The 21,317-nt window shown below is 41.0% G+C and carries 25 protein-coding genes and 1 riboswitch; of the genes, 4 read left to right on the forward strand and 21 right to left on the reverse strand.

Annotated elements, in window-relative coordinates:
• Positions 1 to 181: 181 nt before the first annotated feature.
• The 12 genes from IEE86_RS03020 to IEE86_RS03075 form a co-directional block, all read right to left on the reverse strand.
• On the reverse strand, positions 182 to 1,963 hold the full coding sequence (locus tag IEE86_RS03020) for an ATP-binding protein (RefSeq protein WP_191095881.1): 1,782 nt from the start codon (positions 1,961 to 1,963) through the stop codon (positions 182 to 184).
• Complete coding sequence (locus IEE86_RS03025) at positions 1,960 to 2,682, reverse strand: response regulator transcription factor (RefSeq protein ID WP_003215596.1); 723 nt, start codon at positions 2,680 to 2,682, stop codon at positions 1,960 to 1,962. The genes IEE86_RS03020 and IEE86_RS03025 overlap by 4 nt, the downstream gene beginning before the upstream one ends.
• Positions 2,683 to 2,768: 86 nt before the next feature.
• Entirely contained in the window at positions 2,769 to 3,947 is a 1,179-nt protein-coding gene (gene ccsB / locus IEE86_RS03030) for a c-type cytochrome biogenesis protein CcsB (protein ID WP_191095882.1), read from the reverse strand.
• The gene (resB, locus tag IEE86_RS03035; RefSeq protein WP_191095883.1) at positions 3,931 to 5,610 is read right to left on the reverse strand and encodes a cytochrome c biogenesis protein ResB; all 1,680 of its coding nucleotides are present in this window, start codon (positions 5,608 to 5,610) and stop codon (positions 3,931 to 3,933) included. The genes ccsB and resB overlap by 17 nt, the downstream gene beginning before the upstream one ends.
• Before the next feature lies 1 nt (position 5,611).
• Entirely contained in the window at positions 5,612 to 6,142 is a 531-nt protein-coding gene (gene resA, locus IEE86_RS03040; RefSeq protein WP_191095884.1) for a thiol-disulfide oxidoreductase ResA, read from the reverse strand.
• A 90-nt stretch (positions 6,143 to 6,232) separates the two neighbouring features.
• A complete protein-coding gene (rluB, locus tag IEE86_RS03045) occupies positions 6,233 to 6,967 on the reverse strand; it encodes a 23S rRNA pseudouridine(2605) synthase RluB (RefSeq protein WP_191095885.1) in 735 nt (244 codons plus the stop codon).
• A gap of 135 nt (positions 6,968 to 7,102) precedes the next feature.
• On the reverse strand, positions 7,103 to 7,639 hold the full coding sequence (locus tag IEE86_RS03050) for a spore maturation protein (RefSeq protein ID WP_191095886.1): 537 nt from the start codon (positions 7,637 to 7,639) through the stop codon (positions 7,103 to 7,105).
• A 4-nt stretch (positions 7,640 to 7,643) separates the two neighbouring features.
• Positions 7,644 to 8,231 carry a nucleoside recognition domain-containing protein gene (locus IEE86_RS03055; protein ID WP_191095887.1) on the reverse strand — a complete coding sequence of 196 codons (588 nt, stop codon included), beginning with the start codon at positions 8,229 to 8,231 and terminating at the stop codon, positions 7,644 to 7,646.
• Positions 8,219 to 9,370, reverse strand: a complete 1,152-nt coding sequence (locus IEE86_RS03060; protein WP_191095888.1) for a D-alanyl-D-alanine carboxypeptidase family protein — start codon at positions 9,368 to 9,370, stop codon at positions 8,219 to 8,221. Before IEE86_RS03060 ends, IEE86_RS03055 begins: the two co-directional genes overlap by 13 nt.
• Before the next feature lie 114 nt (positions 9,371 to 9,484).
• Positions 9,485 to 9,964 carry a YpuI family protein gene (locus tag IEE86_RS03065; protein ID WP_191095889.1) on the reverse strand — a complete coding sequence of 160 codons (480 nt, stop codon included), beginning with the start codon at positions 9,962 to 9,964 and terminating at the stop codon, positions 9,485 to 9,487.
• Between the two features lie 113 nt (positions 9,965 to 10,077).
• Positions 10,078 to 10,671, reverse strand: a complete 594-nt coding sequence (scpB, locus tag IEE86_RS03070) for an SMC-Scp complex subunit ScpB (protein ID WP_191095890.1) — start codon at positions 10,669 to 10,671, stop codon at positions 10,078 to 10,080.
• Positions 10,661 to 11,419 (reverse strand): segregation/condensation protein A, encoded by a 759-nt coding sequence (locus IEE86_RS03075; protein ID WP_191095891.1) that lies wholly within the window; start codon positions 11,417 to 11,419, stop codon positions 10,661 to 10,663. Before IEE86_RS03075 ends, scpB begins: the two co-directional genes overlap by 11 nt.
• 210 nt (positions 11,420 to 11,629) lie before the next feature.
• On the opposite strand from IEE86_RS03075, the gene IEE86_RS03080 reads away from it, so the two are divergent.
• Both IEE86_RS03080 and IEE86_RS03085 read left to right on the forward strand, forming a co-directional pair.
• Positions 11,630 to 11,722: a YjcZ family sporulation protein gene (locus IEE86_RS03080; RefSeq protein WP_012010430.1), complete on the forward strand. Its 93-nt coding sequence runs from the start codon at positions 11,630 to 11,632 to the stop codon at positions 11,720 to 11,722.
• Between the two features lie 88 nt (positions 11,723 to 11,810).
• Positions 11,811 to 12,335, forward strand: coding sequence for a DUF309 domain-containing protein (locus tag IEE86_RS03085; protein ID WP_191095892.1), 525 nt, complete (start codon positions 11,811 to 11,813; stop codon positions 12,333 to 12,335).
• Positions 12,336 to 12,359: 24 nt separating this feature from the next.
• Here IEE86_RS03085 and IEE86_RS03090 read toward each other — a convergent pair whose 3' ends face one another.
• The 7 genes from IEE86_RS03090 to IEE86_RS03120 form a co-directional block, all read right to left on the reverse strand.
• Positions 12,360 to 12,713, reverse strand: coding sequence for a GNAT family N-acetyltransferase (locus tag IEE86_RS03090; RefSeq protein ID WP_191095893.1), 354 nt, complete (start codon positions 12,711 to 12,713; stop codon positions 12,360 to 12,362).
• A gap of 113 nt (positions 12,714 to 12,826) precedes the next feature.
• Positions 12,827 to 13,291 carry a 6,7-dimethyl-8-ribityllumazine synthase gene (gene ribH, locus IEE86_RS03095; RefSeq protein ID WP_060596841.1) on the reverse strand — a complete coding sequence of 155 codons (465 nt, stop codon included), beginning with the start codon at positions 13,289 to 13,291 and terminating at the stop codon, positions 12,827 to 12,829.
• A 26-nt stretch (positions 13,292 to 13,317) separates the two neighbouring features.
• Positions 13,318 to 13,944 (reverse strand): 3,4-dihydroxy-2-butanone-4-phosphate synthase, encoded by a 627-nt coding sequence (gene ribB / locus IEE86_RS03100; RefSeq protein ID WP_191095894.1) that lies wholly within the window; start codon positions 13,942 to 13,944, stop codon positions 13,318 to 13,320.
• Positions 13,945 to 13,955: 11 nt separating this feature from the next.
• Positions 13,956 to 14,606, reverse strand: a complete 651-nt coding sequence (ribE, locus tag IEE86_RS03105; protein WP_191095895.1) for a riboflavin synthase — start codon at positions 14,604 to 14,606, stop codon at positions 13,956 to 13,958.
• A gap of 250 nt (positions 14,607 to 14,856) precedes the next feature.
• Positions 14,857 to 14,998: riboswitch (FMN riboswitch) on the reverse strand.
• Between the two features lie 116 nt (positions 14,999 to 15,114).
• Positions 15,115 to 15,459, reverse strand: coding sequence for a hypothetical protein (locus IEE86_RS03110; protein ID WP_008344451.1), 345 nt, complete (start codon positions 15,457 to 15,459; stop codon positions 15,115 to 15,117).
• A gap of 224 nt (positions 15,460 to 15,683) precedes the next feature.
• Positions 15,684 to 15,917 (reverse strand): DUF2164 domain-containing protein, encoded by a 234-nt coding sequence (locus IEE86_RS03115; RefSeq protein ID WP_003215556.1) that lies wholly within the window; start codon positions 15,915 to 15,917, stop codon positions 15,684 to 15,686.
• A 226-nt stretch (positions 15,918 to 16,143) separates the two neighbouring features.
• Positions 16,144 to 16,725, reverse strand: coding sequence for a TetR/AcrR family transcriptional regulator (locus IEE86_RS03120; RefSeq protein WP_191095896.1), 582 nt, complete (start codon positions 16,723 to 16,725; stop codon positions 16,144 to 16,146).
• Positions 16,726 to 16,976: 251 nt separating this feature from the next.
• Here IEE86_RS03120 and IEE86_RS03125 point away from each other — a divergent pair, with 251 nt between their 5' ends.
• Positions 16,977 to 18,239 carry an MFS transporter gene (locus tag IEE86_RS03125; RefSeq protein ID WP_191095897.1) on the forward strand — a complete coding sequence of 421 codons (1,263 nt, stop codon included), beginning with the start codon at positions 16,977 to 16,979 and terminating at the stop codon, positions 18,237 to 18,239.
• 30 nt (positions 18,240 to 18,269) lie between these two features.
• On the opposite strand, the gene IEE86_RS03130 is transcribed toward IEE86_RS03125, so the two are convergent.
• The gene (locus IEE86_RS03130; protein WP_008359679.1) at positions 18,270 to 18,707 is read right to left on the reverse strand and encodes a peptidylprolyl isomerase; all 438 of its coding nucleotides are present in this window, start codon (positions 18,705 to 18,707) and stop codon (positions 18,270 to 18,272) included.
• Between the two features lie 321 nt (positions 18,708 to 19,028).
• Here IEE86_RS03130 and IEE86_RS03135 point away from each other — a divergent pair, with 321 nt between their 5' ends.
• On the forward strand, positions 19,029 to 19,913 hold the full coding sequence (locus IEE86_RS03135; protein ID WP_191095898.1) for a DUF1002 domain-containing protein: 885 nt from the start codon (positions 19,029 to 19,031) through the stop codon (positions 19,911 to 19,913).
• Positions 19,914 to 19,952: 39 nt separating this feature from the next.
• On the opposite strand, the gene lysA is transcribed toward IEE86_RS03135, so the two are convergent.
• On the reverse strand, positions 19,953 to 21,278 hold the full coding sequence (gene lysA / locus IEE86_RS03140; RefSeq protein ID WP_191096038.1) for a diaminopimelate decarboxylase: 1,326 nt from the start codon (positions 21,276 to 21,278) through the stop codon (positions 19,953 to 19,955).
• Between the last annotated feature and the right edge of the window lie 39 nt (positions 21,279 to 21,317).

A 21,317-nucleotide genomic window follows, 5' to 3' on the forward strand; every position in this document is an offset into this window, starting at 1 on the left:
TATTTTTGTCGAGTGACTCTTACAAAACGTTACATTACAACTTTATGACAAATATATTACAAGTTCGACAATTTGGAAAGGGCTTTTTGTTTAACTTCTCCTTAAAAATATGAAAATAGAAAAAACACTTCCTTTCTTTCGAAAAGAAGTGTTTCTCATGTAACAAGATTCTTCGTCAAGATTAGACGAGTTCCTGTTTTTTTCTCGGAATATAGAAGGTAAAGTGTGTACCTGCACCGGCTTTGCTGTGTGCATGAATGGAGCCTTGGTGTGCCTCCACAATATTTTTCACAATCGCAAGACCTAGCCCAGTACCAGAACGCCCTCTTGTTCTTGCTTTATCTGCTTTATAGAACCGTTCGAAAATAAAAGGCAGATCCTCTTCTGGGATGCCGCTGCCAGAATCTTTTACATCCATCTTCAGCCCGTTTTCCACCGATTGAACTGAAAAATGAACCTCCCCGCCCTCTGGTGTATGACGTATCGCATTATCAATGAGATTCGTAAACACTTGCTCAATCTTATCTGGATCGAATACAAAGTGTGGTTCATCCACTTGAATCTCATACGTGAGATTGATTTGTTTTTCTTTCGCAATACCGAGGAACTTGCGGTAGATCTTCTCAGTCAGCTCTTCTGTATCTGTTGATTCAAGATTAAGTGTAATATGACCCGCTTCCATCCTTGCTAGGTCTAGAAGGTCATTCACAAGACGCCCCATTCGAAGTGATTCGTCATAAATAATTTGCGCAATTTCCTTCTTTTCCTCTTCTGAGCCAGCAATGTCATCTACAATGGCCTCACTATAGCCTTGCAGCATAGCAATTGGTGTGCGAAGTTCATGACTAACATTGGCAATGAAATCTTTTCTCAACTTATCAAGTCTTCGTTCCTCTGTCATATCGCGGAGTACCGCAACTGCTCCCCTTACATCCTGCTGATTATAAAGTGGAGACATGAGAAGAACCCAAGTACGGCCTTGCAATGATACTTCGATCATCTGCTCTTTTTCCGTGCTGACGGCTGTATGAAACAGTTCCCGCGCTTCTGGCGGCAATTCATCTCCATCTTTGATCTTCATATTTTGCTCGTAATACCAAGCCTGCAAAAATCGTTCTGCAGGAGGATTGGTCATAAGGATCGTTCCATCAATATTGATGGTGATGACGCCATCAGCCATACTGCTTAAAATGTTGGACAAGTGTTCTTTTTCTTGATTTAAGGCAGTAATATGAAATTTAAGCTGCTTCCCCATTTGATTAAAGGCGATGGCCAGTTCTCCAATTTCATCTTGCGTTAAAATCGGAATTTTTGTATCGAATTTCCCTTTCGCCAAATCCTGTGCTCCTTCTCTCATCTTTCTCAGAGGATAGGTGACACGTGTAGATAAGAAGAAAGCAAAAATTGTGGTCAGAACGATCGCAATTCCGGCAGCTAAGAAGATATAACGCGTCGTATGTTTGGTTGTTTGTTCGACAGCAAGAAGTGACTGAGAAAGAAAGACCATGCCTTTCTTTCCGTTTGCCTCAAAAGGAACACCTACAACAATTCGTTCATCTTTCCGGTTGCCTGCATCAGGTTCTGCCCGTTTACTGATTTTCTTACGGTCTTTTAGTGCTTCGTTCAAATCTTTGTCCGCTTCAATTTGTTCCTTTGTAATCGCAGGAAGCTTTCCACCTTTTTCAGACGAATACCATTCGAGACCATCCTCTTGAATAATCGCAATACTCGTCAATTTGTCAGCAAGCTCTGATGTAATTGACCTTGCAAGCGATTGATCTTCATGGCTTTCTAAAATGACTGCTACTTTGTTTGCCATTTGTGTTAAATCAGATTTCGCTTCTTCTACATGATAATTCTCAATGAATTCTAAAAGAAGCACTGTCAAAATAGATAAAACAATCAGGACGAGGAAGAGAATGGTTAACCATAGCTTTCCTACGACACTTTTCCAAAGCTTCATTCAGCCCCGACCTCAAATTTGTACCCGACACCCCATACAGTCACGATTTTTTTCGCAGCCTCTGGTGATACCTTGTTCAGCTTTTCTCGAAGTCTTTTCACGTGAGTATCTACTGTTCTCAGGTCGCCAAAGAATTCATATTGCCACACTTCTTTTAATAGCTTTTCCCGATCATAGACCTTATCTGGTGTTTTCGCCAAGAAGTATAAAAGCTCATATTCCTTCGGCGTAAGACTTACTTCTTTTCCATCAGCCGTCACTCTATGGGCATCATGGTCAATAGAGAGATGAGAAAACACAAGCACATCCTTTGTTGTAGTCCCAGTATTCAAATAAGACGTTTGAGACGATCTTCTGAGCAATGCTTTTACGCGTAAAACAACTTCACGCGGGCTGAAAGGTTTTACAATGTAGTCATCCGTTCCTGCCTCAAATCCTTGGACACGGTTGGCTTCCTCACCTTTTGCCGTCAGCATAATGATTGGTGTGGCTTTTTTATCTCGAATTTGATTACACACTTCAATCCCATCTGTGCCCGGCATCATTAAATCAAGCAAAATGAGGTCATAATCCGTTTGAAGCCCTTTTTGAATCGCCTCGTCCCCGTTTTCCGCTTCATCGATTTCATAATTTTCACGTTCTAAATACATTTTTAAAAGGCGGCGAATTCTTGCCTCATCGTCTACGACTAATATTTTCGTTTGAGTTGTGTGTTCCATTAGACAATCCTCCTGCTTTCTCCGTTGTTACATTCATTTTAACAAAAAGCCGAATTGATTCATAAAGGTTGGCCTTTTCCTTGTGATTATGCGTAAGAATGCAGCCCCGCAATCACAAGATTGACAAAGATGAGATTAAACATAATAATGGCGAACCCGATCACGGCAAGCCAAGCAGACTTTTCGCCATGCCATCCTCGCGATAACCGAAGATGGAGATACGCCGCATAAAAGAGAAACGTAATCAATGCCCATACTTCCTTCGGGTCCCAGCCCCAAAATCTCGTCCATGCAATTTGTGCCCAGATCATCGCAAAGATCAGTCCACCTAACGCAAATACAGGAAAACCAATGGATACAGCTCTATAGCCAATTTCATCGACTAAATCAAGATTTACCTGCCTGACGAGTGGTTGAAGCAGAGCGCTTAGTCGTTTGCGAATGATTAATCTAATCAGTCCATAAATGATCAACCCGGCGCCAAATGACCATAACACTGTATTGACCTTTCTGCCCGAAAAAACAGGTGGTAAATCAACGAAAGGCTCTAATCGATCTTGCGTCACAAGCTCCCCTCTATGAGGCCCGACTAGGGCTGGCAGTTCATATACCATGACACTTTCTTCTTTATTTTTATCTACCCAATTAAACTTTGCTTCATATCCTGTCATTCTAAAGACTGAAGTGACAGCGATAAACGAAAGTGTCACCACAATCATAAACATCACAAGCTCTAAACCAAACGTCTTCTTCCCCGGCTTTGTTTGATCGACATGCTTTAAAAGGAAGATGACACCTGCCACAAAGCTGATCGCTAAAATGGCTTGCCCAAGAGCTGCAGTTGTCACGTGAATGTATAGCCAATTACTTTGAAGTGAAGGAATCAGCGGTGAAATATCTGATGGAAACATGCTTGCATAGGCAATAATCAATAAGGCGATTGGAAGTGTGAATAAACCAAGTACAGACACTTGATACACAAAATATAAAATGATAAATGCAAGCACCAGCATCATGCCAAAAGCCGTTGTGAACTCGAATAAATTACTGACTGGTGCATGACCAGACGCTATCCATCTTGAAATAAAATAGCCAAATTGGCTCAAAAAACCGATGATGGTGAGCGTAATGCCGATGAGTGCCGCCTTATTCCTGCGCGGTCCATCCTCTTTCTTTTTTCCTTTAATGGCACCGCCAAAAAAAGGAACTGCCGCTAAATAAAATAGAAAAGCTGCAAATAACAGATTTTCACTGACTGCCACCATCTAATCCTTCCCCCTTGCTTTTGCTGATACTAGCTGTATCAGGCAGTTCTTTTTGATCAACTGGCTGTTGGATGCCACTGCCATTCAGTAACACATTGAGATCAGACTTTAAGCCGAACCAGTTTTTGTTTGTATGTCCTGCCACAAATACTTTCCCATCCTTTGCCGACAGCCAGATTCTTCTATGCTGCCAGTACATCCCCTGCACGACACCAATCATAAAAATGATCCCGCCAACGATTAGTATCCCAAGAGTTAAGTCCTTTCTAACGGTCAATCCTGTTACGTTTTTCGTTTCAACACGATCAAACTTCATCTTATACATATTATTGTCAGAACCTTCTACTGTCTCTTGAATAGCCACAAAGCTTTTTTCACCTTTAGGTTTTTCAGGAGAAATCATTTCAAACACGAAAGCAGGATTATTCGGATTCCTTGTTTTCGTGCTTGGTGTTCCATCCTCGTCAAAATAAAAATCAGGAAGATAGCTCATCACTTTAACTTTGTAACCGCTACCAAGATCGTATTCCGACTTAGGCTCCAGCAGATTAATCTTCACTGTTCCGAAAGATTTTTCTGTATCTTTACGAATCAGCTGAAAGACCATTTGATCGAGTTCATTTTGTTTAAAATCCACTTGATATAATGAGAAATTGTCAAACTTAAGCGGTTCATTCACTTTAATATCGTGTTCTGTTACCTGCTTCAGCTTTGGCTTTTCACCAAAAACAACTTCCCCTTCTCGTTTGTATAGTATGGCATCGGTTTTATAGCTTTTCACCACTTGACCGTCGCCAGCTTTTTCAATCGCATTTTCAAACACTTCTTTTTCATTTCCAGATTCATAGCGATCTATTGAAAACGCATTATTTTTCAAGAAGTATTGACCATCCGTGCCTGGAATCGGTGCTGTTTCGCCCTCTCTTACCCATAGCGTTTCATCGACATACATCCCCGGGACAAACCGAAGCATCGATCCAATGAGAAAGATAATTAATCCGATGTGATTGACGTATGGTCCCCAGCGTGAAAAGCGACCTTTTTCAGCTAAAATATATCCATCTTCTTCTCGCACGCGGTAACGCTTTTGTTTCATCGCTCTAACGATGCCTTCATATGTATGCTGATCTAATGTTTTGTCTGTTTCACTGAACAAACGCTGCCTTCTCATAAAGCTTTCTTTTTTCATAACACCTTGATTTTTGAGTGCCCGATAAAGAGGAATGACCCGATCAAGACTACAAATGACAAGGGAAATTCCAATAGAGGCTACAAGGGCTAAAAACCACCATGAACTATAAAGATCATGGAATCCAAGAATGTAGTATAGCTTACCAAACGATCCATATTGCTCTTCATAATAGGTGGAAGCAGATGCATCTGGCGGAATAAACCGCTCCTGCGGAAAAATAGTTCCCAGCGAAGAAGCTAATAGTGTGATGACAATGAGCCACACACCTACTTTAACGGAAGAAAAAAAGTTCCATACTTTATCAACAATCGTTTTGTTATATGTTTGCGAGCGTCTTGCACTGCCGTCATATCTCATATCTAGTAGCTTGGAAGAGTTTTTCTCTTTTGCATCAATGGGATTCCCGCATGATTCACATAGAACAGTACCGATTGGATTAATATGTCCACACTCGCACTTTACCTCTTTCATTCTATGACCCCTTTGGTTTAATCAAATTCATATATTCATAGACATTACGTTCTGTCATGGTTCCTTTTATGACTTTGATTACCTTGCCTTCAGGATTAATTAAAAATGTGGTTGGCAGCGGCGTAATATCATATGCCTCTGTGACTTGACGGTCTTTGTCCATGGCAACTGGAAAATTCACGCCATATGCATCCATAAAATTCTTAACGGCAATATTTGATTCTCCAACATTCACTGCAACAATTTCCACACCGCGATCCTTGAACACTTGATATTGATTCGCCATATAAGGAAATTCTTGTTTACATGGACCGCACCATGTACCCCAAAAATTCAGAAAAACCCCTTTGCCTTTTAAGTCCTTTAATTCAATCCGGTCCCCATCCACAGATTGAAGGACAAAGTTTGGCGCAATAGATCCTTCTTTGACTCGATCCTGTTTGGCAAATACTGAGTTATACATTGTATAACATAGTGCAGCAAGCATCACGAGGAGAATGCCCGTCCGTATGAAAAATCGTCTTTTCTTCATCTGAAGTACCCCTTCCCCATAGACATTCAGGTAAATTATAGCATTCTCCTTCTTTTGATGCTTCTTCATTTTTTGAAGTTTATGTGAAAATTAGAAAGCACTTTTCCCGTGATCAGCAATCGCTCTTAGTCGCTTTACTTCATGTGGTGTTAATTCTCTGCGCTCTCCCGGTCTCATGCCTTCAATATGAAGGAAGGCATATTGCTCTCTTTTTAGCTTTAGCACGTCATGACCAATCGCTTCAAACATGCGGCGTACCTGTCTGTTTCTGCCTTCATGAATGGTTAATTGAACAATAGATGTCTGCTTTCGTTTATCGATAGAAAGCATTTTGGCACGAGCACGTGCAGTCTTTTTATGATCTAACATGATCCCTTTTTCCAGCTTTCTGAGCAATTCCTTTGATGGAATGCCTTTTAGCTTCGCTGCATATGTTTTATCAATTTCATATTTCGGGTGCATGAGCTTATGGGCAAATTCGCCATCATTTGTAATCAATATCAAACCGCTCGTATCATAATCTAACCGGCCAATTGGATAAAGGCGCTGCGGAACATCATCAAAGAAGTCTGTGACGACTTTACGTCCTTTATCATCCTCCGCTGCTGAAATGACGCCGCGTGGTTTATAAAGCATAAAGTACACCGGTTCTTCTCTTTCTAGTTTTAATCCGTTGACTTCAATTTTATCTGAAGAGCCCACTTTCACTCCAAGCTCAGTCACTGTTTGACCATTAACGGTAACTCGTCCTTCTTTAATTAATTCTTCAGCCTTCCGCCTAGAAGCGACGCCGGCATGTGCAATTACTTTCTGTAAACGTTCCATTTGTCTTTCACCTCATGTACTATCTTACTTGCTTGACTTAAAACAAACAAGCATTCGTGGAAAAATAAGCGTTTCGTCTGTCTAATTTCAGCTAAAAAACTGTTTTCCATCCATTAAATACAAAAAAGCGCCTCATTAGGCGCCACTAAATAACAAGCTGACAATAATAACAGATGCGATGACACCAATGAGGTCAGCTAACAGACCTACTTTCAGCGCATCTCCCATTTTTTTAATACCGACTGCTCCAAAATAGACCGTTAAAATGTAAAGGGTGGTGTCTGTTGATCCTTGCATGACGGCTGCGAGCTGACCAATAAAAGAATCTGGACCATATGTTGCAATCAAGTCTGATGTCATGCCGAGTGCAGCTGTTCCTGAAATCGGACGAATAAATGCAAGCGGCACCACCTCTGCCGGAAAGCCAATCGCTGTAAATACAGGTTTTAATAGCCCCATCACAAAGTCAAGCGCACCTGACGCACGAAATATCGTAATCGCCACAAGCATACCGACTAAATAGGGAATAATTGAAAAGGCGATGTGAATGCCCTCTTTCCCGCCTTCCACAAATGTTTCATAAGTCGGTACTTTTTTGATGGTTCCAGCAATCAAAATGCCTGCGATAATCAGTGGAATCAAAGCAAGTGACAGCCAATTAATAAATGCCACAACATCACCCCCGCCTGCTTCTACGATAGTGGAAATAGCGATCAATGAGAATCGCACCGATTCCTGAAATAAGTGTCGCCAAAATGGTTGGTCCAACAATGTCTGTTGGCTGATCTGCACCATAGGTCATTCTAATCGCAATAACGGTTGTTGGCACAAGTGTTATAGAGGATGTGTTAACAGCTAAAAATGTAATCATGGATCGGCTCGCCTCATTTTTCCCGTCATTCAATGCTTTCATCTGCTCCATTGCCTTAATTCCAAGCGGTGTCGCGGCATTCCCGAGACCAAAGAAATTCGCCATGAGATTGGACAGGATATACCCCATTGCTGGATGGTTAGGCGGAATATCTGGAAATAGCTTTGAAATAAAAGGGCGGCACATTTTACTAAAGAAGTTTAACAGCCCCGCTTCTTCTGCAATCTTCATCAGCCCTAGCCAAAAAACAAGGACACTAATGAGACCAATTGAAATGGTAACCGCTTCTTTTGATCCCTTAAATACAGCTTCATTCACTTCCTGCATCGTTCCGTTAAACATCGCATAAACAAGCCCGATAACAGTGAGAAACACCCAAATTAGATTGACCATGAAGATCCGCCTATAGATGTCTGGAAGACAGACTTAAACATTTCTTGAAAGCTTTTTTGAGGCATTCGGTTCCGCTTATTTTCATAAAAAATCGGTACTTGCTCGATCACCTGACCATCTAATAAAAACGTCATTTTTCCTACGACATCCGGGATGGCTTCGGCGTTTTTTTTCCATTTTTTTTCGGGAGTGAGCATTTCGGTTTCAATTTCCACTAGTTTTTTCTCATCTTCATTTAAAAAATAATCCACATCACGCTTAATAAAAGCTTTTTTTTCGTAAAAGGTCCCTTTTAACGAAGCAAGCCTTCCCTTTTCAGCAAGCACATACGTTTTGTAATGATCAAATGCATACTCAAACATGGAGATATGATCTTTCCAGTCATCCGGCGCATTAATGGTCACAGCAATTAATGCAGCATCCCCTTTTGCAGCTGTAGAGACGAGCGTGCGTTTTGCAAGCTTCGTATAGCCCGTTTTCCCACCTGTTGAATATGGATATAAGCCGGTGAGCAGTTTGTTTTTGTTTTTCCAATAGCCTTCCATTGTCTTCGCTTTATAGAAAGTCGTGCCGGCAATTTTTTGATATTGTTTATGCTCCATAGCGTATTTAGTTAAAATGGCCATGTCATAGGCTGATGAATAATGGTTTTTATGATCATCGAGTCCATGCGGATTTTGGAAATTCGTATTTTCCATTCCTAGTTCAGACGCCTTTTGGTTCATCATAAAAATAAAGCCTTCTAAGCTGCCGCCAACATGCTCTGCAATGGCAACAGCTGCATCATTTCCAGAACGCAGCATAAGCCCATACGTCAGATCCTCTAAGCTCACCTTCTGCCCTTCCTTTAAATAAATCGATGAGCCCTCAGCTTGAATCGCCCGTTTTGATACTTTGACGGTGTCTTTCATTTTTCCTGATTCAATGGCTAATACAGCCGTCATAATTTTTGTAATACTGGCGATTCTTCTTTTTTCGTGCTCGTCCTTTCCAAATAGGACTCTGCCTGACTGTCCATCTATTAAAATGGCGCTTCTTGCACTCACCGATAACGATGTATCTGCTTTGGCATGTGAGGAAAAAGGCAGTAAGAGTGTAAATAGAAGAAGGACTGCTGTTCCAATTTTTAAATAGGGCATGTTCATTCACGTCCTTGTCCGTTTTGTAAAAGTGTATGCTCAGCTGAAAAAGTTATGATGCCTCGTCCATAAAAAAAAGCGTCTCTCGCATGAAGAGACGCTTCGTATTCTTACTTATACCATTTTCATTTGCTGTTGAGAGGTCGTATATTCTAGCTCTTCTCTCATTGTTAAAAAGTCTTTTTCTAATGAAGAAAATAATCGCTTTACATCAGCCGATACTTCATGTCGGAAAACAATGCTGCTTTTTCCGGTATAGGCCGAACGGCTGTCTTCATACCATGTATCCTTTTTCGGTGTGAAAAACTCTTCAATACATTGATGATAAATACGGTGAAGCATCTGCTGTGCGGCTTGCTGCGGGAATGTCTGCTGCTGGCCGATTTTTTTGCAAACTGCCGCTGCATCCTCGCTATACACTGCAAGCTTCCGTAATGTACTCAATATGTCACAATAATAGGCTTCCGCTTCGGGGTTTAATCGTTTCAAGCTTGATAAGGTAGCTTCGTTCAGAAAACCATTCATTTCAGTTGCAACCTTTGATAAAAAGACACCTGCTTGATCAACTTGAGCCTTTACATTCATATGTGCCATTTGTTTCGTGTTTACCTTCCCCTCATGGCTTTGTCACCATTTTATCTTTCATCAAAAGATTTTAGACCTAAAATCTTTTTTATATTTTATCATACATTTTTCCTTCTTTTGAACTATTTAATCTCTTCAAATGTTTGATTGAAGTTTTCAAAAAAGAGATCAGCCTCTTCTTGTACACTATCTGCTTCCACATTCTCTGGAAGCGGTGGCAATTCATCTAGAGATTTTAAGCCAAATTGCTCTAAAAAGGTAGGCGTTGTCCCATAAAGAATTGCTCGTCCCGGGCCATCGGCACGTCCAACTTCACAGAGCAGCGCCTTGGCTACGAGACTATGAAGCACCCGCTCTGATTTGACTCCTCTGATCTCCTCTACCTCACTGCGCGTGATCGGCTGTTTATAAGAGACTATTGCAAGCACCTCCAGTGCTGCCTGTGACAAACCTTTTGAAGGTGTCTCTACTAATTTTTTTAAATACACGCTATATTCTTTTTTCGTTAGCAGCATATATGAATCTGCATATTCAATGAGCTCAATCCCTCGTTCTTGCTTTTGATATTCTTCCTTTACAGCAGACATTATGTCGAGTAATGCCGCCTCATCTACTTCAAGAACAGACATGAGCTGTTTTCTTGTTAAGCCTTCGTCACCCGCTGCATACAGCAGCGCTTCTAAGATGGCTTTCCAATTCACGATATCAAGCGTCATGAATCGTTTCACTCCCTATGATATAAATGTCTTCAAAGTTCCCTTCCTGCTCTAACATGATTTGATGACTTTTCATCAATTCGAGAACTGCAAGAAACGTCACGACAAGGTGTTCCTTTTGATCCTGTTGAAATAGAGTCATGAAGTTGGTCCGCTTTTTTGTTTTTCTTAAGTGATTCATAATCTCATTCATTTTGTCTTCAATCGGGATTTCTTGTCTTGTGATTTTTGATGGTGCTGGTTTCGTTATTTTTTTTCGGTTTAATACCTTTTGGAATGCACCTAACATATCATACACCGTTACATGTAAATTTGTGTCCTTCGCTTCCACTTCTTTTGCAAAATCACTTAAATCACTCGGGGGTTTTGTAAAAGCATTTTGCCGTTCTTCTTCACGTTCCTTTAGTTCTTGCGCTGCATTTTTATACTTGCGGTATTCAATCAATTTGCCAATTAGCTCTTCGCGAGGATCCTCTTCCTCTTCGAGCAGATCTTCATCAAATAGCTCTTCCTCTTGTTTTGGAAGAAGCATTCTGCTTTTAATACTCAGGAGGGTTGCAGCCATCACCAAATATTCACTCGCAACATCAAGCTCAAGCTCCCTCATCGTGTGGACATATAATAAATACTGCTCCGTAATTTTAGCGACGGGAATATCATAAATATCAATTTCCAAACGGTTGATTAAATGTAAAAGCAAGTCCAAAGGACCCTCAAACGAATCTATTTTCACCTGATATTCCAGCATTCTTTTCTCACCATTTCTACTGTCTTCTAAGTACCGTATCACCGGCTAACCTTTAGTATAAGACAGGATAAAGCTCTCGTCCAATATAATTTCGACCATGATGCCCTAGGCAAAACAAGAAAAACAGTGGATTCGCCCATACCAATGAGGGCACTTATACATAGAATACCATTGTAACCAAAACTGATGAAAAAAGGAGGCCGTATCATTATGGGAGATGGCTATAACTTCGGCGGAGGTTTCGCGCTTATTGTTGTGCTTTTCATCTTGCTGATCATCGTTGGCGCGGCTTGGGTTTATTAAAGAAACAGAGCGTCCTTACACTAAGGGGCGCTCTTTCTTCTTTTCTTTTCGGTGTGTTAGACTGATAGTGGAAAAGGAGATGACCGCTGTGTATCCTGAAGCGTACGTGGCTTTTTTACACGAATTTCATACGACAAGAGATTATTTTGAGTGTCATGAAATTCTTGAAGAATATTGGAAGGAAGATCCCCAGGGGCAGCGCAAGGAATATTGGGTAGGTCTGATTCAGCTTGCTGTTGCTTTGTATCATCAAAGGCGGGGAAATGGAAAAGGAGCGAAACGGCTCATTTCTAACAGCCTTCACTTGTTAGAAGCAAACCGGTCAGTATTATCTAACCTTGGTCTTGATGATGAAGCGTTTATTTTACTTCTTAGAACACTAAAAAAGAATATGGATGAAGACATGCCCTACAAGAGTGTGATGCTTCCAATCAAAGATCAAGCGCTTCTTTCTTTATGCAGGGAAATGGCTCAAAAAGAAGGATTGACCTTTGGACAGGAAAGTAACTTGTCCCATACATTTTTGATCGAAAAACATAGACTGCGTGACCGGACAGATGTACTGCTTGAACGAGAGAAGCAGATCGAACGTAAAAAAAGCAGAGGATTTTAACCTCTGCTTTTACATGTGTGATATTTAATTTGTTTCACTGTGACACTTATGAAAGAAGCCTTGCGTTAATTCATTTGGAATGAGTGTTTTCGTTTTAAATACCTCTTCCACAGCTAAAATCATCTTCTTGCCGATTCCTTGATCGCGATGGGATGGATTCACGCTGATATGCTCGATTTGCACTTGGTCGTCTGTTTTCAACACACCAATGGCACCTACGATATCCTCGCCATCTTTCCAAAGGAACAGCTGCCGATCTTCATCCATTTCATATGACTTCATCGTCTGCTGAAGCTGTTTGACGTCTTTCTCACCCGGCATAAAGGACAGGAGTCCCATGGCAATTTTTTCAAAAGACCTCTTGTAACGAATTAACATATATACCCCTCAATATTCAAATTATCCTAATTTCCAGCAAATGTCTTATGAATCATTTGCTCATCACACATTATAAACATTTTCATGCTGTTTTTAAACTCTTTTTCATTAAATTAACGAAACGTTCGATTTAGATTCGCCATTTCAATGGCAGCTGCAGCCGATTCACTGCCTTTATTTCCAGCTTTCGTACCCGCTCTTTCAATGGCTTGTTCAATGGATTCTGTTGTCAGTACACCGAAGATAATCGGTACCCCTGTTGACATGGCACTTTGAGCGATTCCTTTGGCCGCTTCGTTACAAACGTAATCATAGTGAGTGGTTGCGCCTCGGATCACGGTTCCAAGTGTGATAACTGCATCATATTTTTTGGTTTCAGCTAGTTTTTTTGCCATATACGGTATTTCAAAAGCGCCCGGTACCCACACAACATCAATATCGTCACCGTTTGCTCCATGTCTAAGCAATGTATCTTCTGCTCCATCTAACAGCTTACTTGTAATAAAATCATTAAATCTGGCTACGACGATTGCAAATTTTAGTCCTTCTGCTACTACATGCCCTTGTATTGTATTCATATGTTCATCATCCTTTTTTGTGATTTTTATTTTGTTTTGATCGTTGTTGTTTGATGATTGTTTAAATGTGTCTGCAATGCTTCTATTGTAAGCATCTTTAAACCATGCTGTTTTTGAATCTCTTTTAGTTCAGGAACGCGCGCCATTGATCCATCTACATTCATAATTTCACATATGACACCCGCAGGCGCTGAACCCGCAAGCTTAGCAAGATCAACGGCCGCCTCTGTATGACCCGGTCTTTCTAGTACTCCGCCCTCTTTTGCAATGAGCGGAAATACATGACCTGGGCGGGCAAAATCTTCTGGTTTTGCGTCTTTATTTAACATGGAAAGCATGGTCGTTGAGCGTTCAAAAGCACTAATACCAGTTGTCGTTGACGTATGGTCGATGCTCACTGTAAAAGCTGTATGGTGTGCATCCGTATTTTGTTCTACCATTGGATGCAGGTTCAGGTGTGTGGCAATCGACGCATGGACTGGCGTGCAAATCAGACCTCTTCCATGTAAAGCCATGAAGTTAATGACTTCCGGCGTTGCATGCTCAGCAAGTGCCACAAAGTCCCCTTCATTTTCTCTGTTTTCATCATCCACTACGATAATGATTTCTCCTTGTTTGAGGGCATTTACTGCCTCCTCAACTGAATGATACATACAATCGCCTCCTAGAATCCGTGCTCTTTTAAAAATGATGGGGTCAACCGGGATGGCTGCTTTCCGTCTTGCTCTTTTGTTAAAAAACGATAAATATATTTGCCGATCATGTCACACTCAATATTCACTATATCGCCCATAGATTTAGTCGGAAAAATAGTTCCTTCAAGCGTATGAGGAATAATAGACACTGTGACGTGTGCATCACGCAAATCGAAAATGGTCAAGCTGACGCCATCTATCGCAATTGATCCCTTTTTGGTGAGCATATCTGTGAGGGCCTTGTCCATCTCTAAATCATAGTAAATGGCATTACTTTTCTTTTCTATTCGGGTAATGGTAGCCGTTCCATCGACGTGACCTGAAACAAAATGACCGCCGAATCGTCCATTCGAAGACATGGCTCGCTCTAAATTCACTGGACTGCCTGATGTAAGCTGATCCAGCGATGTGGATTTAACCGTCTCAGGCATCACATCTGCCGTGAAGTGTTCTTTTGTAAAGCTTGTGACTGTGAGACATACGCCATTGATCGCGATACTATCTCCAAGATGAACATCTTCTAGCACACGGCTGCACTTGATGGCAATTTCCATGGCATCTGCTGACTTGTGGCTTAATGACTGAACTTTGCCAACTTCTTCAATAATTCCCGTAAACATTGTGATCCTCCCCTTTCTCTTTCATTTGTATTTCTCACTTTATTAAAAAGCGATGTTAGGGACATGTGATCGATTGAGCACCTTCGTCGCTTTTTATGGTCCATACAAGGTAGATGAGGGATCACCTAATAACACTGCATGCCGTCTACTACATGTACATACAGAAAGCCCCGGAAAAAATTCCGGGGCTGTGGTTTTTTGCATTAGAAATAAAACTATGATCAACAAATATTTTTCGTTCATAGCTTTCTTTATCCTTCTCCCATCCAGACTTTCACTGTCGGCTTCAGCTTTTCACTGAATCAACCGTTAATAAATTAACGGGTCACGGGCTGTAAAGCAATTGCTTTATTACCGTCGGTCGGGATTTTCACCCTGCCCCGAAGGATACAATCGATATTTAGCTGTCCTTAGGGGCTATTATAGCGGTCCTTTTTGACAAATGCAACAATCAAGATTTCTCGGGTTTATTTCATAAAAAAGGCCTCCTTACAGGAAAGGAGACATATTAATTAACGACTTTTACTACTTTTATAAGACCATCTATTCTTTTTTCATTACTAAAGTAGGCTTTAATACGATCACCTTTCTTCAAATCGGCGACATCATCTTCAAATTTCTTTCCATTAAAAATGATTTTTGTGCCGTTTTTTGCTTGACCGTAATATTCATCTCCATCAATTTTCGTAATGGTATATTCATAGATGGTGTAATCTTTATCATTATTTGTTAAGCTTTCGCCAATGGCTGTTGGCACATCTTCAATTTTCATGCCATTCATGTATAAATAACCTGCACCTAAACAAAGCAGTAAGACAAATAAGATGGCAATTTTTAATTTAATTTTCCCCATATTTAGAACCTCCATCATCTGCACTTCGCCTATTTGTATGTTTTATTCCTTCTTTTGATGAAATAAAACCAAAAAAGCTGATTTTCATTAATGGTTACTTATATAACGATTCAGATGGACCTTTGGTTCCACCTTTTCATCATTACATATGATACGAATATGCGTTCTTTATTAAGGGGGTCTCTTTCCTCTTTATCAGTTAGCAAGGCGCACATCATTGATGATCATCTTTTTTCGAGTGCGAATAGATCTTCCTCCAACAATTGCGATCTTTGAACAGCGATGTTCCGGCTGTCACGAACCCCTTGATTATAATAATAGCTTCCAAGGTTTTTTGTGATAAATTCTAGTATATTGATGGCTGCTAATTCACCAATTTCTTCTTCTCGTTCTTCGGCAAAGTAACGCTGAATGGCAATCATCATTTGATTTTTTTCTTCTTTTGTTAATGGTTTCAAATTATCTCCTGCTTTCTTTCAGCTGACCACGCTTTTTTGATTTGTATTGATATCTGTTTTTCAGTTGAATGTGGCGACACCCACAAATACGAATGTTTGTTCTCTTATCATATCACAAAATCGAGTTTTGTCCATCACTGCCCTAAAAGAAAAAGCGTATTTTGATATTTAGATCAAATACGCTTGCACTCTAATTGTAGGAGGATGTCATAGCATGTTGTCCATTTTATTTTAATATGGAAAGTATTGTCGCTATAGAATGATCTACAAATGAACGCTCTGGCCGAGATTTCATGAGGACGGTCAGTCCAATGAAAGAAACGACCAGTGTTTGTGCTAAAGCTTTCGCATTCAGGCTGCTTTTGAGCTCATCCGACCGAATACCTTGAACAATTCTTTCTTCGAAAATGACCGAAAGATACATCTGATGCTCTCTTGTGAGAATTTCGAATTTCTCTTCGTGTGGCGCAAGTTCCACTATTGTATTGATGCAAAAACACCCTTTACTCGGACCATCTCTATATTCCTCTTCTACTAAATCTGCAAATAATGCATGAAATGCTTCCTTTACAGAAAGATTGTTTTGAAGTTTTGTTCGAATATGGGCAGCATGCTGCTTTGTATATTTGCGTAATGCGGCCTCAAATAATTCCTCTTTATCTCCAAACGCTGAGTATAAACTTGGCCGCTGTATTCCCATTTTTTCAGTCAAATCGCTTAATGTAGTGGCCCTATACCCCTTTTCCCAAAAAAGCACCATTGCCTCATCCAACGCTTTTTCCTTGTCAAATTCCCGTTGTCGAACCATCAGCAATTCCTCATTTCAACATTAAAATTTCTTCACAAAGTCAGACATCTATTTTTTAATATTATTCTCTATTTTGTTACCAATCGGTACATTATAATTTTATTTTACCGACGTACGATTGTCAAATTGCCTTCCTCTCTCAAGATGAAAGTATTGACTTTTAAATATTTTATTGGTTATCCTTAACAGGAATCATAATGTATCGATCAGTATATTATATTACTTAGTACAAAAAGGAGACAATGACATGCATGGTGAAAGAAAAAAACACTTCCATTGAACATCTTGATATGAAAACGACTCATTTACAAAACAAACCGAAACAAGCGATGACTCGCTATATGGCTCTGCTGTTTGCATCAGCCTGCGGGATGGCAGTTGCAAACATATACTTTGCACAACCGTTATTAGACTCCCTCGCATCCGAGTTTGGTATCACCTATTCATCCATTGGTATGGTCATTACGATTACTCAGCTTTGTTATGCACTGGGACTGCTACTGATCGTACCACTTGGTGATCTGTTCAATCAAAGGCGGCTCATCATGGCTCAGATGCTAGTATCCGTGTTATCTCTGATTCTAGTCGGCATCTCCCCTACCGCCACCGTCCTGTTCATAGGGCTGGCTGCCGTCGGCATGCTTGCTGTGGTCACTCAGGTACTCGTAGCGTTCGCAGCGACATGGGCTGCCCCTGAAGAACGTGGTCGTATAGTGGGCTTGGTTCAAAGTGGCATTGTGATTGGTATTCTTCTCGCACGAACCTTTGCTGGTGTACTAACCGATCTCGCCGGCTGGAGGTCAGTCTATCTCGTGTCTGCCGTTATGATGCTCTTCATAACCGCCGTGTTATACCGGTATCTTCCGCACGCTGACAGCGAGAGAGCGTCAATATCCTATATGAAGCTGCTCGCTTCAATGTTTACATTGTTCAGACAAGAACGAATTCTGCGCATCCGAGGCATACTGGGTTTTCTGATCTTTATCGTATTTGGGACGCTATGGACTTCGCTCGTGCTGCCTCTCAGCAGCTCGCCATACAATCTTTCACATACAGCGATTGGTGCATTTGGTCTTGCCGGAGTTGCCGGGGCATTAGGCGCTGCTCGTGCTGGAAGCCTTGCTGATCGAGGCTTAGGACAGTTAACAACTTGCATAGCCCTTGTCCTATTACTCGTTTCATGGTTTTTTATCTTTTTCACTGAATATTCACTTATTTTATTAATCGTTGGGATTATCATTCTTGACCTATCTGTGCAGGCCGTACATGTGACCAACCAAAGTATGATTTTCACAGTGCTGCCTGAGGCGAGAAGCCGGCTCACTGCTGCTTATATGATTTTTTACTCCATCGGCAGTGCGACTGGTTCCATTGCTTCCACTAGCATATACGCAAACACTGGCTGGAGCGGAGTATGTTTATTTGGCGCCTCTGTCAGCGCCATTGCCCTTTTATATTGGATCATCACCTACCGCCTCACGGAACAAATAACCGTAAGATCAGATTTAAAATAAAAAAACACCGCGATTAAGCGGTGTTTCGGATTATGCGTCGACAACTTCGACTTTCTCCATGCCTTGTCCCTGTTCCATATCAAGAACAGCCTCGATACCAGAGGTTACCTTGCCAAAAACAGTGTGAACACCGTTTAAGTGCGGCTGAGGGTCATGTACGATAAAGAATTGACTGCCGCCTGTGTCTTTACCAGCATGCGCCATTGATAATGAACCTCTTTCGTGTTGATGAGGATTTCCTTCTGTTTCACATTTAATTGTGTAACCAGGGCCTCCAGTTCCATTACCGTTTGGATCGCCACCTTGACTAACGAAGCCTGGGATGACGCGGTGGAATTTCAATCCATCGTAGAAGCCTTCGTTCGCTAACTTTTCAAAGTTCGCTACTGTACCTGGAGCAGCCTCTGGGTATAGTTCAAACTCAATTTTCTTTCCATTCGTTAATTGTATGTATCCTTTTTTTGCCATTTTGTACATTCTCCTTTCAGGTTAAACAACGCTCATTATAGCACATTTTCGGTCATGTTAAACATCCCCTGCTCTTTGATTGTGATTTACCTCTTTTCTTAGGATTGATACAATAGAAGAGCTTGATCCGTTTTTCCTATTAACATGATGGCAGAATGAGCAACATGCCTTTATTTATTGGAAAAGGAAAACATCTTAAAAAGAAAATTGAAACGTCGAATCGATTTGTTACGTCTATATGATGGAGTACGCTTCATATTGTGTACTCAAAAGATGAGTTTCTCTTGAAAGAGGAACGCTTTCGACTTGAAGGAGGTCAACATGTTTAAAAAAACAATGCTTGGTATGATGGCAGCGCTTCTTTTAATGATTGGTGCGCCAAAAGTCAGCTTAGCGGATGCAGCTGTCGGCGATGTCATCGTCACACTCGGGCAAGACTTAACTCCGGCTGATCGCCAGAAGGTGCTTGACGAGTTGAATCCACCTGAAAATGCGACAAAAATTGAAGTAACCAATAAAGAAGAGCATGAATATTTAGGAAAGTATATCCCTCGTTCTTCTATCGGGACGAGAGCATTATCATCTTCATCTATCACCATTGAAAAATCAGGTACTGGTCTGACTGTAGATACACATAACATCAAGACCATTACAGATGAGATGTATTTAAATGCTTTAATGACAGCAGGTGTCAAGGATGCAAAGGTTGTCGTGACTGCCCCATTTGAAGTATCTGGTACAGCAGCACTGACGGGTTTATTAAAAGCCTATGAGGTATCAAGCGACAAAGCCATCCCAGAAGATGTGAAGCAGGTCGCAAACGAAGAGCTTGTGACAACTTCTAAATTAGGTGACTCTATTGGGAAAGACAATGCTTCTGCGCTTATTGCAAAAATCAAAGATGACATTGCGAAAAACGGTGTTCCTAAAACAACAAAAGAAGTCGAAGAAAAAGTCGATCAGGCCGCTTCTGATTTAAACTTAAATCTGACGCAAGATCAAAAGGATCAGCTTGTCTCACTCTTTGATAAGATGAAAAACATCAATATCGATTGGAAACAAGTCGGATCTCAAATCGATAAAGCAAAAGACAAGATTACGAAATTCATAGAATCCGATGAAGGGAAAAACCTTCTACAAAAGATTTGGGATTTCTTTGTCTCCATTTGGAACACGATCGTATCTGTATTCACTGGTGGAAAATAACTCATAAAAAGAAAGCTGCCTGATGATCAGGCAGCTTTTTTAAGTAGATGATTTCACTTTTGATTGATAAGGTAAATCCAGTTTGACAATGTCCTCATATGTTTCACGCTCAACCACAAGCTGCGCTTCCCCGTCTTCTACAAACACAACAGCTGGGCGCGGGATGCGGTTATAGTTGTTGGACATACTATAGCCATAAGCTCCGGTACAAAAGACAGCTAATAAATCTCCTTGTGATAACTCTGGCAGGTCGATATCCCAAATGAGCATATCTCCGCTCTCACAGCATTTCCCTGCAATTGAAACCGTTTGATCATGTGTTTCGCTCATTTTGTTTGCACTCGCTGCTTCATATTTCGCTTGATATAAAGCTGGACGAATGTTGTCACTCATTCCGCCGTCTATGGCTACATAATCACGAATTCCAGGAACATGTTTTGATGAGCCGATCGTATAAAGAGTCGTTCCTGCATCTCCAACAAGAGAGCGGCCTGGCTCAATCCAAATTTCCGGCATATCGAACTCATAACGGGCTGCGTTCGCTTTGACAGCTTGTATGATTTTCTCAACATATTTTATCGGAGGAAGTGGCTCATCCTCAGCTGTATAACGGATTCCAAAGCCACCGCCTAAGTTTAACACTGTGGAAACAAAGCCAAATGATTCTCTCCATTCATCCAGCTTCATAAAAATTTTATCTGCTGCAAGGACAAAACCAGCCGTATCAAAGATTTGTGAGCCGATATGGCAATGGACGCCTAAAAGCTCGATCACTTCTGACTCAAGCACTTGTTTCACCGCTTCGTCTGCTTGTCCGTTATGAAGATCAAAGCCAAATTTTGAATCCTCTTGGCCTGTCGTAATGTAATCATGCGTATGCGCTTCGACACCTGGCGTGATACGGAGCAGCACTTTCACCTTTTTTGACAGCTCTTGACCAAGCTGTTCGATGAGTTTCATTTCATAGAAATTATCCACGACAATACAGCCGATCCCATGCTCTAATGCCATCTTTAATTCTTCTTTGCTTTTGTTGTTGCCATGGAAATGAATTTTATCTACTGGAAATCCGGCGCAAATGGCTGTGTGCAGCTCCCCGCCAGATACGACATCAAGAGATAATCCTTCTTCTTTAGCAAGCTGAAACATCGCAATAGAGGAAAATGCTTTACTCGCATACGCTACCTGTGCGGTTAATTTTTCTTCTATAAACGCTTGTTGAAAGCTTTTTGCGCGCTCCCGTATTAAAGCCACATCATATACATAAAGTGGTGTCCCATACGTTTCAGCTAAAGAAACGGCATCAACACCACCAATTTCTAAATGACCGAGTTCATTTTGTCTGCAAGTGCCGTGTAAATACAATGTCATTCCCTCTTTCTCCGCCTCGGCTGAAAAAAGACA

Source organism: Bacillus crepusculi, assembly GCF_014764715.1.
GTDB lineage: Bacteria > Bacillota > Bacilli > Bacillales > Bacillaceae > Bacillus.

What these genes read in the sequence shown, in the direction of transcription:
- IEE86_RS03020 (WP_191095881.1), bottom strand. Translation starts at nt 1,963, where the DNA reads ATGAAGCTTTGGAAAAGTGTCGTAGGAAAGCTATGGTTAACCATTCTC.
- IEE86_RS03025 (WP_003215596.1), bottom strand. Translation starts at nt 2,682, where the DNA reads ATGGAACACACAACTCAAACGAAAATATTAGTCGTAGACGATGAGGCA.
- ccsB (WP_191095882.1), bottom strand. Translation starts at nt 3,947, where the DNA reads ATGGTGGCAGTCAGTGAAAATCTGTTATTTGCAGCTTTTCTATTTTAT.
- resB (WP_191095883.1), bottom strand. Translation starts at nt 5,610, where the DNA reads ATGAAAGAGGTAAAGTGCGAGTGTGGACATATTAATCCAATCGGTACT.
- resA (WP_191095884.1), bottom strand. Translation starts at nt 6,142, where the DNA reads ATGAAGAAAAGACGATTTTTCATACGGACGGGCATTCTCCTCGTGATG.
- rluB (WP_191095885.1), bottom strand. Translation starts at nt 6,967, where the DNA reads ATGGAACGTTTACAGAAAGTAATTGCACATGCCGGCGTCGCTTCTAGG.
- IEE86_RS03055 (WP_191095887.1), bottom strand. Translation starts at nt 8,231, where the DNA reads ATGGTCAATCTAATTTGGGTGTTTCTCACTGTTATCGGGCTTGTTTAT.
- IEE86_RS03060 (WP_191095888.1), bottom strand. Translation starts at nt 9,370, where the DNA reads ATGCCCTATTTAAAAATTGGAACAGCAGTCCTTCTTCTATTTACACTC.
- IEE86_RS03065 (WP_191095889.1), bottom strand. Translation starts at nt 9,964, where the DNA reads ATGGCACATATGAATGTAAAGGCTCAAGTTGATCAAGCAGGTGTCTTT.
- scpB (WP_191095890.1), bottom strand. Translation starts at nt 10,671, where the DNA reads ATGACGCTTGATATCGTGAATTGGAAAGCCATCTTAGAAGCGCTGCTG.
- IEE86_RS03075 (WP_191095891.1), bottom strand. Translation starts at nt 11,419, where the DNA reads ATGCTGGAATATCAGGTGAAAATAGATTCGTTTGAGGGTCCTTTGGAC.
- IEE86_RS03080 (WP_012010430.1), top strand. Translation starts at nt 11,630, where the DNA reads ATGGGAGATGGCTATAACTTCGGCGGAGGTTTCGCGCTTATTGTTGTG.
- IEE86_RS03090 (WP_191095893.1), bottom strand. Translation starts at nt 12,713, where the DNA reads ATGTTAATTCGTTACAAGAGGTCTTTTGAAAAAATTGCCATGGGACTC.
- ribH (WP_060596841.1), bottom strand. Translation starts at nt 13,291, where the DNA reads ATGAATACAATACAAGGGCATGTAGTAGCAGAAGGACTAAAATTTGCA.
- ribB (WP_191095894.1), bottom strand. Translation starts at nt 13,944, where the DNA reads ATGTATCATTCAGTTGAGGAGGCAGTAAATGCCCTCAAACAAGGAGAA.
- ribE (WP_191095895.1), bottom strand. Translation starts at nt 14,606, where the DNA reads ATGTTTACGGGAATTATTGAAGAAGTTGGCAAAGTTCAGTCATTAAGC.
- IEE86_RS03110 (WP_008344451.1), bottom strand. Translation starts at nt 15,459, where the DNA reads ATGGGGAAAATTAAATTAAAAATTGCCATCTTATTTGTCTTACTGCTT.
- IEE86_RS03120 (WP_191095896.1), bottom strand. Translation starts at nt 16,725, where the DNA reads ATGGTTCGACAACGGGAATTTGACAAGGAAAAAGCGTTGGATGAGGCA.
- IEE86_RS03125 (WP_191095897.1), top strand. Translation starts at nt 16,977, where the DNA reads ATGGTGAAAGAAAAAAACACTTCCATTGAACATCTTGATATGAAAACG.
- IEE86_RS03130 (WP_008359679.1), bottom strand. Translation starts at nt 18,707, where the DNA reads ATGGCAAAAAAAGGATACATACAATTAACGAATGGAAAGAAAATTGAG.
- IEE86_RS03135 (WP_191095898.1), top strand. Translation starts at nt 19,029, where the DNA reads ATGTTTAAAAAAACAATGCTTGGTATGATGGCAGCGCTTCTTTTAATG.